We start from the raw sequence: 13,573 nt of genomic DNA on the forward strand, positions 1-13,573 counted from the left end.
CTTTTATCTTTTATCTTTTATCTTTTATCTTTTATCTTTTATCTTTTATCTTTTATCTTTTATCTTTTATCTTTTATCTTTTATCTTTTATCTTTTATCTTTTATCAAAAAAATAAAGTAATTTCCTATTCTTATTCGTCATGCAACTATCAATAGCAAAACAATGAACCCAATCAAAATAATTCTTACAGGAGCTACAGGTATGGTAGGCGAAGGTGTTTTAATGGAATGCCTTGAGAATCCTAACGTTTCTGAGATCCTGAGTGTCAGCAGAAAGCCATCAGGAAAAAAGCATCCTAAGCTGAAAGAATATCTCGTTCCGGACTTTTTATCCATTGATCCTAATGATGATAATCTCAAAGGGTATGATGCCTGTTTCTTTTGTGCAGGAATCAGCAGTGTGGGAATGAATGAAGAAGATTACACCAAAATTACCTATGATACTACCATCTATTTTGCAGAAGCTGTTTTACATCAAAATCCAGATATAATTTTCAGTTATGTATCCGGAGCGAGTACAGACAGTACAGAAAGTGGAAAACTGATGTGGGCAAGAGTAAAAGGCCGAACAGAAAATGACTTAAAGAAGATGAATTTTAAAGGTGTTTACAATTTCAGACCTGGGTTTATGAAACCTGTTGATGGCCAGATCAATGTAAAATGGTTCTTCAAACCTTTTATTTGGATTTTTCCTATTTTTTTACCGTCAAAATCATTAACTTTACATGAAGTTGGAAAAGCTATGATCAATACCGTAAAAAAAGGGTATCCTTCTTCAACTTTAGAAATTCGGGATATTAAAAATTTAGCGATATGAGAGACATGTTAAAAAGAATTGTTCTGGTTATTTTTGTACTCTTGCTGTTGACTGCAGTTTCAGGATTTTTCTATATGCAGAAACATCCTTTGGAAGGAGCTAAAACAGGAACAATGTTAAACTTTTCCGGAAAGTCTTCAAAATAGCTGAATCTCAAAAATATACAACTTTATCTTTTATCAGAAACAGACCTATTTTTTAAACATTTCTTAAAATTCCATTAAAATAGTTGCCAAACATAAAGTTCATTTTTGTATTTATCTAATTGAAATCAAAAATGATCAACAACTACCTTCTAAAAGGGTCTGTCATTGCCGCGTTCTTTTTTCAGACTGGGCTTTTCGGACAGACACTTATCCATTATTGGAATTTTAATAACAATACTTCCCAAGCTTCTATCACTGCGCCTTCATCCACGTTGGTCAATGGTACTCTTGCATCCATAGCAGGAGGAACAAGTGTGATAGATTTTGTGGGCGGTACCGGACAAAACTTTAATATAGATAATTTTAATGCAAGAAACGGGGATGCTTCCGGAACTCATTTAAGATTCAACAATCCTATTGGTGGTGGATTACAGTTTAATCTGCCAACAACAGGGTATAATAATGTGGTTGTAAAGTTTACGACAAGAAGATCCGGACAAGGAGCCGGAACACAAATCTGGTCATATACAACAGACGGAACTACTTTTGTTCCCTACCAAACAGTAAATCCTCAGGATGCCAATCCACAATTAGTTAGTTTTGATTTTTCTGCAGTGGCGGGAGTTTCCAATAATCCTAATTTTAAATTAAAGGTTGAATTTTCTGCTACCGGAGGGGGAACAAGTGGTAACAACCGTTTTGATAACTTTACGGTGGATGCAATATCTACAGGAAGTATTGACACTACTCCACCTACTACGACTTACCTTCCTGTCAATAATACCAATAATGCTTCAACAACTGTTAATCCTACGATTTCCTTTAATGAAAATGTAAGATTGGCAGACAATTCTGCAATCAACGATTCTAATGCACAAAATCTTGTAGAATTCCGCCTTGGAAATGCTGCAGGCGCCCAAGTTCCCTTTACAACTGCTTTTAGCAACAATATTATCACGATCATTCCAACTTCCGGTCTGGTGCCGGGCCAAACGTATTATCTGGCTCTTAAACCCAATACGGTTGAGGATTTCAGTGACAATGCTGTAACCGCAGTCACTTCTTCTACCTTTACCACTGCAGGAACCTCTATTTCTCTTGAGAAAAATTTCATCAAGGTGGATGAAAATGCAGGAACATTGGCCTTCAAAATTAATGTAGCCAATCCTTCCACAGCAACTGTAAATCTTGTTGTAAAACCGGCGCCTTTCAGCACGGCAGACAGCAATGATTTTACTTTAACGAATCAAACCATCAATATAACACCTTCCACAACAAGCTATACAGTCAATATTCCTATTATTGATGATACGTTAGAAGAACAAAAGGCTGAATATTTTGTAGTAAGTCTTGAAAATCCAACAGGAGCAACAATTTCAGGAGACAATTCTGCAACCATTTATATTGTAGATAATGATAAACCGGCTCCAGCTCCTTCCAATGAAATTCAGCTGAATTATATCGGAAGTTTTGATCCATCCGGAAACAATAACAGTTCCACAGAGATTGTAGTTCATGATCCGGCTACTCAACGACTGTTCACCATCAGTTCTCTTACGGATGTTTTTGATATTATTGATTTCAGTAATCCTAACACTCCATCAGTTGTTAATACGATCAATATGGCTGCCTATGGAGGAATCACCAGTATTGCTGTGAAAAATGGAATTATTGCGGCGGCTTCACCAAATACCAATCCACAACAGAACGGGTCTGTAGTTTTCTTTGATATTAATGGAAATTTCCTGAAGCAGGTAACTGTAGGAGCTTTACCGGATATGGTAACCTTTACTCCGGACGGTACAAAAGTAATTACAGCTAATGAGGGAGAACCAAACGATGCTTACACCGTAGATCCTGAGGGAACCATCAGTATCATTGATATTTCAGGAGGTATTGGAAACCTTACACAAAGCAATGTTGCTACTTTGAATTTTAATAATTTTGATTCTCAGGTTGCTGTTCTAACTGCTACAGGTTTAAGAAAAGTAAGAACTAATAACACACTCTCTCAGGATTTAGAACCGGAATATGTTACCATAAGTGCAGACAGCCAAAAAGCTTGGGTAACACTTCAGGAAAATAATGCCATTGCTGAGGTTGACCTTGCCACAAAAAATATCACAGGAATCTGGGGGCTAGGTAAAAAAGATATGAGTCTTCCAGGCAATGGTTTTGATGCTTCAGATAATAATGGTGAAGTTCTTATTGCCAACTGGCCTGTAAAAGCCTATTATCTTCCGGATGCAGTACAAAATTATAAGGTAGGAAACTCCAACTATATTGTAACGGCTAATGAAGGTGATGAAAAAGATCTTTCAGGATATAGCGAAAGAACTACTGTAGGAGCTAATAATTATACTTTAGATTCTGCCATTTTCCCCAATGCCAATATATTAAAGGCATCTCATAATCTGGGAAGATTCAGAGTCTCGTCGGCTACAGGAAATACGGATGGTGATTCAGATTTTGAAGAAATTGCAGCTTTAGGAGCCCGTTCATTCTCCATTTTTAATGCAGATACCAAGCAACAGGTCTATGACAGTGGAGATCAGTTTGAAAGATATATTGCCGCTAAACATCCATTAATCTTCAATGCAGATAATGAGTCCAATGCTATTAAAAGCAGAAGCCGCGCAAAAGGTCCGGAACCTGAAGGCGTAGCTCTTGGAACGATCAACGGACAAACTTATGCTTTCATTACTCTGGAAAGAACAGGTGGCGTAATGGTTTACAATATCACGAACCCAAACAATCCTACTTTTACAGATTATAAACATTCCCGTTCAACTTCAGCTTACGGTGGAGATAACGGTCCTGAAGGAATTATTTATATTGCTCCTGAAAATACTACTACCCATAAAGGATATGTTATTATTGCCAACGAGATCAGTGGAACTTTATCTATGTATGAAGTAGCTCTACCACCTACATTGGCTACTGGTGAAGTGAAATCTGAAAAAGCAACATTCAATATCTTCCCGAACCCTGTTAATAAAGGCAACACTTTATATTTCAACAGAAAGCAGGACTATGAATTATATGATATGTCCGGGAAGCTGATTGGAAAGGAAAAAAATGCCCTTACAATCAGCACATCTAATCTTTCTACAGGGGTTTATCTTGTTAAAACTTCAGAAGGACATCTTAAAAGAATTATTGTAAAATAATATACCGTTCTACGATTTGATTGAAGCCTCTATTTTAGAGGCTTTTTTGTTAGGATTTTATTTAAATTACTCCGCTGGAAGAGAGGTTGAAACAGCCAACATCCTAGATTAAATAAAGTTTGGATTTAAAACAATAATCTATTCCCACTTTTGAAATAGATTTTTTTTTTCATTCTCTAAAAAATCAATCATTTAACTTTTGATTAACTATGAGAAAATTATTTTGTACTTATATTTATCCCCAACAAAAAAACCAAATTCAATATGAAAAGTATTAAAACAGCAGGTATTTTAGCAATTCTGTTACTAGGAACAGGTACTGCATTTTCTCAATCCAGAAAAACAGAATCTACAAAAGGTGTGGAACAATCCAATGGTAAAACAATACAGGTAGATGGCGTTGGCCATTCCCTAAATTACACCCTTAATGGCGGAAATGTAGAGGTTTCTGGTGGTGATAATACTGTAAACGTTAAAGGAAGTGCCAGAAAAGTTTCAGTATCAGGAACAGGTAACAAAATATACATTGATAAAGTGGATAACGTTGCCATAGAAGGTGGTAACAATACAGTATACTACAGAACTTCCGGAACAAAATCAGGAAAACCTAATGCTTCTCTTACAGGAGTGGGAAATAAGGTGGTGAAACAATAATTGATTAAATATTTATAAACAAACTATTAAGACTCAGAGATATCTTTGAGTCTTTTTTAATGGTTCAAACAATGATTATCCATAGAAATGAATCCTATTTTCCTTAAAGTATAAACTTCTTCCATAATTATATAACATCAAGACTTTTATTCATTTTAATTTTATCCCACGAAATGAAAAGAGTCTTTCACATATTGTTTATCCTTCTGTATATCGTGGTTTCTTCAGGATTTACCACAAGTAAGCACGTATGCAAAGGAAATGCAAGTGAAATACATGTAGGTCTGAAAAAACTTTCTGATCTGGATTGCTCAAAATGCAAGGCCAATAAACAGAAAAACCATAACGGATGTTGTAAACTGGAAATAAAGAAAATCTGCAAAGAAGATAATCTTCCCCATTCTTACAAAAATACTCCTGTAAAGTTTTTATCAGCATCCATTCCGTATTACAACCTGGGAGCTGTATTTGAATCAGAAGCTGTTATTGACTCTGATAACCGTACTTTCTATTTTGATCCTTCAAAATACCATCTCAACTACCCTTCCCTTTTCATTCTTCACTGCGTCTATAGAATTTAGAATAGATTGAATCATACGTGATCCCGATCGGGACAATTATTTTTCAATTTTAATTCTAAATATATTCTATGAATTTATCATTCAGAGCACTTATCCTATGGCTGAGCTGCCCTGCACTATCCTTTGCTCAGTTGACGAGTTTAGAGGAAGTACTTCTCAGGGCCGAAAAGAATTATCAGTCCATTCAAAAAAAAGAAATCAACATACAGGCTTCACAGGAAAGGCTGAAGCTTCAGGAAACATATTATTTACCAGAAATTACATTGGCTGCTCAACAGAGTTTCGGAACGATTAATGCTCTAAACGGTCCTATGTACAATATGGGAGGATCTGGGATTTCTTCTACTTCCATGCCTCTTGCAGAACAAAACTGGAATGCTGTTTTCGGAAGCTTATACCTGGCCAATATCAACTGGAACGTCTATACTTTCGGAAAGCTTAAAACTAAAGAAAGTATAGAAACAGCTGATGTAGAACTTCAAAGAGCTGATTTAAAACAGGAGATTTTTCAACACCAAATAAAAGCCGCCGCAGCTTATTTTAATCTTCTGGTAAGCCAACGCCTTGAAAATGTACAGCAGGAAAATCACAACCGTTCAGAAGTCATTTACACAATTGCCCAGGCAAGAGCCAATAGTGGATTGATTCCCGAAGTAGACGCTTCTCTGGCAAAAGCAGAAATGTCAAATGCACAGACTGCCATCATCAATGCTAATGATCATGTTCTTGACTATAATCAAAAGTTATCTGATCTTCTGGCAGAAAATTTTACAGATTACCAACTGGATCATTATTTCAGCAAAAACACTCCTGTTTTGATTCAGGAAACCTCATCTTTTGAGAATCATCCTACTACTCTTTTTGTAGCTCAAAAAATTAATAAGAGTAAGCAGCAGGAAGCTTATTTAAATACCCATAGTCTACCTTCACTTTCATTGTTTGGGACATTTCAGGGACGTGGATCCGGTTTCGGCTGGAATTATGTTCAAGACAATTCTGCTTATTCACCATCTTATCTGAAAGGTATTGGCATCGACAGAATGAACTATATTGTAGGGCTAAATCTCAGCTGGAATCTTACTGATTTTTACAGAAACAGTTCAAGAATCAATGAACAGAAGCTTATTACAAAGACTCTAGATCTGGATTATCAACTCTTACAGCAGGAACTTCATAATCAGCAGAACCTTTCGGATCTGAAATATAAAAATGCTTTGTCAAAAGTAACTGAATCCAAAATCCAGCTACAGTCCGCTACCGATGCCTTTAATCAACAAAAAGCACTGTACGAAAATGGCTTAACAACCATTGTAGATTTTACACAGGCATTATATCTCCTGAACCGGGCTGAAATCAACTATGAAATTGCCCAGAACAATTCCTGGCAGGCTGTAGTTCTGATGGCTGCTTCTAAGGGAGATATATCCATGATTACCAAAGCAATTGCCCATTAATTCAAAAATTTAAACATGAATCTTATAAAGTTTGCATTACGCAGACCAGTATCTGTAATGGTATTGGTATTGGGGCTGTTGTTTTTCGGAATCAAAGCTGCCAAAGAAGTAAAAGTAGATATTCTTCCTGAGATGGATCTTCCTGTAGTGTATGTTGCTCATTCCTTTAATGGATATACGCCACAACAGATGGAAGGATATTTTACCAAAATGTATGTAAATATGCTTTTATTTACCAATGGTATTAAAAGTATTGAATCTAAAAATACCCAGGGACTTACCCTGATGAAGGTTAATTTCTATGAAGGAACCAATATGGGGGAAGCCATTGCACAGATCAATGCCCTTTCTACCCGTTCACAGGTATTTTTACCACCTGGAGCACCACCACCTTTCATTATCCGTTTTGACTCTTCATCACAACCGGTAGGACAACTTGTCTTCCGAAGCAATACGAAAACGAACAATGAACTACAGGACATTGCTAATTTCAATGCCCGTCCTTTCCTTATTGCCATTCCGGGGCTTACTACTGCTCCACCGTTTGGAGGAAGTCCGCGTACTATAGAGATTAATGTAGACCCTATAAAACTAAGAGCACATCAAATGTCCCCTGAGCAGGTAGTGGAAGCCATCAGCAGAAATAACATCACCTCACCATCCGGAAATGTATATATAGGAGAAACCAATTACCTCACTCCTACCAACAACACGGTAAAAAAAGTGGAAGAACTTGGAGATATCCCTCTATTTAAAGGAACAGCAGATAACGTTTATGTAAAGGATGTTGCCACTGTAAAAGACGGAGCGGATATTGCAACCGGATATGCATTAATTGACGGAAAGCGTTCTGTTTATATCAATATTGCCAAGGCTAGCAATGCTTCTACACTGGAAGTTGTTAACAAGCTGAAGGAATCCTTACCTAAAATCCAGAGAAATATGCCGGATGATGTAGAGATCTCCTATGAATTTGACCAGTCCGTTTATATTTCCAATGCTTTGAAGAGTTTAGCTGTGGAAGGCATTCTGGGAGCTTTATTGACCGGATTGATGGTTATGCTTTTCCTTAACGACCGAAGAGCGGCTCTTATCGTTATTATGACGATTCCGATTTCTATTATTTCAGGGGTATTATTCCTGAAATTATTCGGACAGTCCATTAATATTATGTCTTTATCCGGTCTTGCTCTCGCCATAGGAATATTGGTAGATGAAAGTACGGTTACCATTGAGAATATCCACCAGCATTTTGCAATGGGAAAAAGCCGGGCACAGGCTATTTGGGATGCCTGTAAAGAAATTGCCTTCCCGAAACTGCTTATCATGCTTTGTATTCTTGCTGTATTTGCACCTGCATTTATGATGAGTGGTATTCCAGGATCCCTATTTATGCCTCTGGCAATGGCCATAGGATTTTCAATGATTGTCTCTTTTATATTATCACAGACTTTCGTTCCGGTGATGGCCAATTGGTTAATGAAGCATGATCCTAAAACGTGTGAAAATCACAAACCGGATTGGTTTACCCGCTTCCGTGATCGTTTTACATCTTTTTTATCTTCTTTAATGAAGCGAAGAAAACTCATTGTAAGTGTAAGCCTTGCCGCTATTTTGTTTTTAGGAATCGGGCTTTATCAGATCACAGGAAAAGATGTATTGCCTTCCGTTAATTCACGGCAGTTCCAGGTACGTATAAAAGCAGCAGAAGGAACCCGTATTGAAGTAACCGAAATAAAGGTTAAAAAATTTCTGGAGCATCTTAAAAACAAAGTGGGAAAAGATAATATTGCTATTTCCTCTGTTTTCATCGGACAACACCCTTCTACCTTTGCCGTTAGCCCAATTTATCTTTATAATGCTGGCCCCCATGAAGCCTTAATGCAGGTTGCCTTAAAGGAATTTAACGGAAATTCGGATGAGCTGAAAGATGAGCTACGAAAGTATTACAAGGAAAAAATGCCAAATCTTCAGATCTCATTTGAGCCTATTGAACTTACGGAAAAGATTTTAAGCCAGGGAACCAATACTCCTGTTGAAATAAGAATTTCAGGGATGATGAAAAAGATGAACCGAATGTATGCAGAGAAACTTTTAGCCAAACTAAAAGAAATTGAATACATGCGCGATCAGCAAATCCCACAATCTATGAACTATCCTGCTTTACAAATTAATATTGACCGGGTAAAAGCTGCTCAATTAGGACTGGATGCACAGGATATCGCCAAATCATTAGTTACCGCAACAGCTTCTACCCGTTATACCAACAAAAATTTCTGGGTAGGCGGAATGATGGGAATTGCTTATGATGTACAGGTACAGACTCCTCAGAATATTCTTAATAGCAAAGAAGAACTGGCTAATATTCCGTTATCTAAAAACTCAGACAGACCTGTATTAGGCGATGTAGCGACCATAAGTTCTTCAAAAGAATTGGGAGAAAGCTACAACCTGGGAACAATGGGTTACACAACAGTTACGGCTAATCTCCATAAAACAGACCTGGAACAGGCTTCAAAAGATGTAAAAAAAGCTATTGAATCTCTTGGTGAGCTTCCGAAAGGTGTCAATATAGAAGTTTCCGGAATCGCTCCTGTACTGGATGAAACCATGAGCAGTCTTTCTTCGGGACTTTTGATTGCTGCGGCTGTTATTTTCCTGATGCTTGCGGCTACTTTTCAATCGTTCCGTGTTTCATTGGTTATTTTAACAACAGTTCCTTTCGTAGTTGTAGGATCATTAGCATTACTGAAATTGACAGGTTCCACTCTTAATCTTCAGTCTTATATGGGATTAATTATGTCCGTTGGAGTTTCTATTGCCAATGCCGTTTTATTAATAAGCAATGCCGAAACCATCCGAAAATCCACAGGAGATGCTTTAGGTGCCGCTATTGAAGCAGCCAAACTTCGTATCCGTCCAATTATTATGACCACTTTAGCTATGGCAGCGGGAATGTTACCAATGGCTATTGGATTCGGAGAAGGTGGAGATCAGGTATCTCCATTGGGACGTGCCGTCATCGGAGGGCTTATTTTCTCTACATTCTCTGTATTGGTTATTCTTCCTTTAGTCTTCGGATGGATGCAAAAAAAAGCAAGCATTATCTCTCCTTCTTTAGATCCTGAAGATCAGGAAAGTATCCATTATTCTCATTCAACCATATAAATCTTACATTCAATGAAAAACATATTATATACAGCTGCCATCCTGAGTTTACTTATTATTCCGGCTTCCTGCGGCAAAGAAAAGTCAGAGCCCAAACAGGAAACGAAACCCATGATGATGGCTAACATGGAAACCGTAACTATTAAAAAAAGCAATCCGAAAGTAGAACTCAAACTTCCGGGAGAACTGGTTCCGGATCAGGAAACTGCATTATTTGCTAAAGTACAGAGTTATGTAAAAAAGATCAATGTAGATATTGGCTCTCATGTAAGTGCCGGGCAGGTTCTTATGGTACTGGAAGCTCCTGAAATACAATCACAGGCAGCTAATGCCAAGGCGAAATGGCAGGCCCAGGAAGCTATTTATGCCTCTACACGATCAAGTTACAACAGAATGTACAAAGCCAATGAAACAAAAGGAGCTATCGCAAGAGATGCTCTGGATCAGATTACAGCCCGTAAACTTTCTGATGAGGCACAGGTGAATGCAGCAAGATCAGCCTATCGTGAACTTCAGGATATCAACCGCTATCTGGTCATCCGTGCCCCTTTCAGTGGAGTCATCACAGAAAGGAACGTGGACCTTGGAGCCTATGTTGGGCCTATGGGTGGAAGCCCTTTGATGGTTATTCAGAATACATCAAAGCTTAGACTTAGTTTATCTGTTTCAGAAGCCAATGTTCCTTACCTCAATGTAGGAGATACATTATCTTTCAGGGTCCATGCGCTCCCGGAAAAGAGCTTTAAAGCCAGAATATCCAGAAAATCAGGTTCTTTAGACCTTAAGCTGCGTTCGGAAAAAATAGAGGCTGATTTCATCAATCATTCCAAAGAATTAAAACCATTTATGATTGCAGAATCTATGATCCCTTTACAGAATAAGGAAGCAACATTTTTCATCCCCAGATCTGCTCTGGTAGAAAGCAATATGGGAATTTATATTATTAAAAAAGAAAATGGAAAAGCAAAGTTCATTCCCGTCAAAAAAGGAAGAATTCTTAATGATACTATTGAAGTTTTCGGAGAATTATCCGAAGGAGATCAGATCATCAAAAAAGGAAATGAAGAAATTGTAGAAGGAAGTTTAATTAAATAATATCAATAATGAAAACAATATTCAGAAACACATGCATCATTCTTTTCAGTGCAACGGCTTTATATGCCTGCAATAAAGAAATCCCAAAAAGTCAGGAACCAATAACTGAGCAGAAACCTCAGCCTAAAGCCTCTTCAGGAAAGTATGTAAAAGGGAGCCATGTTCCCACAGAAACCGTCTGTATGGTAAATAATGCTTATATGGGAAAGAAACAGATAGAAGTTCCTCACAATGGTAAAACTTACTACGGTTGTTGTGAAATGTGTGTAAAACGTATTCCAACAGATAAAACCGTCAGAGAAGCTATTGATCCATACAGCGGAAAAACAGTTGATAAAGCAGATGCCTATATTGTCATGATAAGTGATGAAGGTGAGGTGGCTTATTTTGAAAATGAAGAGAACTACAACAAGTTTCTCACACAGAATTCTTAATAAATCAATAAGTTAATTAGATTAAGTTGGATGTAAGGTTTTGAAAGTGTTTGAACCATTAAGATTTTTAAGAGGATAAGAAAAGTTAAGAAAACAACTAAAGCTATTGGGTTAAGCTGTTTTCTAAATTCATCTTTGATGAGCCTTAATTTACCTTATAATCTTCATTTTCCTTAATGGTTTAAATGCATTCTTTTTCAACGCAAAGTTTTTATTCTTAAACCGTTATATTTTTAAGGGAGCAAAGAGTGGAATCAATAAAATTGATTCTTTTGAAGCAGATGCATATTCAGACAGCTTCATCAGCGACAAAGTCGCTTCCTTTGCCCCCTAAAATATAGCATCATAATTATTTTTTCTTTGCGTTTAAAAAATCACAATATGTAACTCAAAAAAGTAAATGAAGAGAACTACAACAAGTTTCTCACTCAGAGTTCTTAATTATATTTTTTAGATTAATTGTTTTAGGCTTGATAATTAAGTTTATCAGGTCTTTTTTAGTAAAAAACAAAAAGACAGGCCTTATACAAAGGCCTGTCTTTTTAATATCTCAGATATAGTCTTACTCTACGTTTACTACTTTCTCAATTTCCGGTGCGTGTTGCTTGATTGTGTTTTCCACCCCTAATTTTAAGGTTGAAAAGTTCAACGAACATCCGGAACAGTTACCAAGAAGTTTTACAAAAACCTGATTATCCTTCACGTCAATAAGCTCAATGTCACCACCGTCTTTATTTAAAAACGGTCTGATGCTTTCCAGAGCTTCCATTACTCTTGTTACTGTATCTTCGTGCGTTATGTTTGTTTCCATATTTTTTTCAGTTCAATTCGGTTTTTTCAAATGTAATTGAAATTTATTATTATTTTGCTTTTGGCGAGCAACCAGCCATTGTGGAGATCTTCACAGCTTCAGTTGGTGGAAGATTTTTGTTTCTTTCTACCAGACTTTCTACCATTTTTCTTGCTGTTTCAGTATAGATCTCTGCAATTTTAGAGTCTTCCTGTAAAGCAGCCGGTCTTCCTACATCTCCTGCTTCTCTGATGCTTTGGATCAATGGAATCTCTCCTAATACCGGAATTCCAAGATCTTCTGCCAAATATTGTGCTCCCTGGTTTCCAAAGATATAATATTTATTTTCAGGAAGTTCTTCTGGTGTAAAATACGCCATATTTTCGATTAATCCAAGAACCGGAATATTGATGCTTTCCATCTGGAACATAGCAATCCCTTTTCTTACGTCTGCCAAAGCAACATGCTGAGGTGTACTTACAATCACCGCTCCTGTTACAGGCACTTCCTGAATGATCGATAAGTGAATATCACCAGTTCCCGGAGGAAGGTCAATTAATAAGAAATCCAATTCACCCCATGCAGCATCTCTGATCATTTGGTTTAATGCTTTTGAAGCCATTGGCCCTCTCCATACTACCGCTTGGTTAGCTCCGGAGAAATATCCAATAGAAAGCATTTTCACTCCATAATTTTCGATAGGTTTCATCATGTTCTTGCCATCTACTTCTACAGAAATTGGTTTTGCCCCTTCTGTATCAAACATGGTAGGAACTGATGGTCCGTAGATATCAGCATCCAGTAATCCAACTTTAAAACCCATTTTAGCTAAAGTAACTGCCATATTTGCAGAAACTGTAGACTTCCCTACTCCTCCTTTTCCTGAAGCAATAGCGATAATATTTTGAATTCCAGGAATTTGTTTTCCTTTGATCTGACTTTGCTGAATTTCACTAGGTTCTGGAGAAACAATTTTAAGTTTTAAATGAATATCTTCTCCAAACTCACTGGCAAAAGCCTGCTTCATAGCAGCTTCCAGCTTTTTCTTTTCATGCATTGCAGGTGAATGAGCGGTCATGTCAATATAAACATCGTTACCCATAATCTGAAGATTATTCACCAAGTCGTCTACTTCTATTTCTTTAAGGAATTCCTGAACCTTTTCTTTCGTCAACATATAAATATAAATTGTTTACAAATTTACGTTTTTTTTCGATAATTTAGAATCAATAAAATCTATAATATCAGGTGATAAATCAGATCG

The 13,573-nt window shown here is 37.0% G+C and carries 11 protein-coding genes; 9 read left to right on the top strand and 2 right to left on the bottom strand.

What is annotated here, in order from left to right; genetic code table 11:
* The first annotated feature begins 163 nt into the window (after nucleotides 1-163).
* The 9 genes from BOQ64_RS19585 (at nucleotide 164) to BOQ64_RS19620 (ending at nucleotide 11,519) form a co-directional block, all read left to right on the top strand.
* Nucleotides 164-817, top strand: a complete 654-nt coding sequence (locus BOQ64_RS19585; RefSeq protein WP_129055114.1) for an NAD-dependent epimerase/dehydratase family protein — start codon at nucleotides 164-166, stop codon at nucleotides 815-817.
* Nucleotides 814-963 carry a hypothetical protein gene (locus BOQ64_RS23245; RefSeq protein WP_164975853.1) on the top strand — a complete coding sequence of 50 codons (150 nt, stop codon included), beginning with the start codon at nucleotides 814-816 and terminating at the stop codon, nucleotides 961-963. Before BOQ64_RS19585 ends, BOQ64_RS23245 begins: the two co-directional genes overlap by 4 nt.
* Nucleotides 964-1,094: 131 nt before the next feature.
* Complete coding sequence (locus BOQ64_RS19590) at nucleotides 1,095-4,133, top strand: choice-of-anchor I family protein (protein WP_129055112.1); 3,039 nt, start codon at nucleotides 1,095-1,097, stop codon at nucleotides 4,131-4,133.
* Nucleotides 4,134-4,397: 264 nt separating this feature from the next.
* Nucleotides 4,398-4,787 carry a DUF3060 domain-containing protein gene (locus BOQ64_RS19595; protein WP_129055110.1) on the top strand — a complete coding sequence of 130 codons (390 nt, stop codon included), beginning with the start codon at nucleotides 4,398-4,400 and terminating at the stop codon, nucleotides 4,785-4,787.
* A 173-nt stretch (nucleotides 4,788-4,960) separates the two neighbouring features.
* Nucleotides 4,961-5,368: an HYC_CC_PP family protein gene (locus BOQ64_RS19600; protein WP_129055109.1), complete on the top strand. Its 408-nt coding sequence runs from the start codon at nucleotides 4,961-4,963 to the stop codon at nucleotides 5,366-5,368.
* A gap of 68 nt (nucleotides 5,369-5,436) precedes the next feature.
* The gene (locus BOQ64_RS19605; RefSeq protein WP_129059799.1) at nucleotides 5,437-6,822 is read left to right on the top strand and encodes a TolC family protein; all 1,386 of its coding nucleotides are present in this window, start codon (nucleotides 5,437-5,439) and stop codon (nucleotides 6,820-6,822) included.
* Between the two features lie 15 nt (nucleotides 6,823-6,837).
* Nucleotides 6,838-9,990 (top strand): efflux RND transporter permease subunit, encoded by a 3,153-nt coding sequence (locus BOQ64_RS19610; RefSeq protein ID WP_129055107.1) that lies wholly within the window; start codon nucleotides 6,838-6,840, stop codon nucleotides 9,988-9,990.
* Between the two features lie 12 nt (nucleotides 9,991-10,002).
* Nucleotides 10,003-11,085: an efflux RND transporter periplasmic adaptor subunit gene (locus BOQ64_RS19615; RefSeq protein WP_129055105.1), complete on the top strand. Its 1,083-nt coding sequence runs from the start codon at nucleotides 10,003-10,005 to the stop codon at nucleotides 11,083-11,085.
* Between the two features lie 8 nt (nucleotides 11,086-11,093).
* Nucleotides 11,094-11,519: a hypothetical protein gene (locus BOQ64_RS19620; RefSeq protein WP_129055103.1), complete on the top strand. Its 426-nt coding sequence runs from the start codon at nucleotides 11,094-11,096 to the stop codon at nucleotides 11,517-11,519.
* 562 nt (nucleotides 11,520-12,081) lie between these two features.
* Here BOQ64_RS19620 and BOQ64_RS19625 read toward each other — a convergent pair.
* Together BOQ64_RS19625 and BOQ64_RS19630 are read right to left on the bottom strand one after the other, a co-directional pair.
* Complete coding sequence (locus BOQ64_RS19625) at nucleotides 12,082-12,330, bottom strand: NifU family protein (protein ID WP_045500144.1); 249 nt, start codon at nucleotides 12,328-12,330, stop codon at nucleotides 12,082-12,084.
* A 49-nt stretch (nucleotides 12,331-12,379) separates the two neighbouring features.
* The gene (locus BOQ64_RS19630) at nucleotides 12,380-13,486 is read right to left on the bottom strand and encodes an Mrp/NBP35 family ATP-binding protein (RefSeq protein WP_068944340.1); all 1,107 of its coding nucleotides are present in this window, start codon (nucleotides 13,484-13,486) and stop codon (nucleotides 12,380-12,382) included.
* Nucleotides 13,487-13,573: the final 87 nt, after the last annotated feature.

Origin of the sequence: Chryseobacterium sp. CH25, assembly GCF_004119455.1 — a bacterium.
Taxonomy (GTDB): Bacteria; Bacteroidota; Bacteroidia; order Flavobacteriales; family Weeksellaceae; genus Chryseobacterium.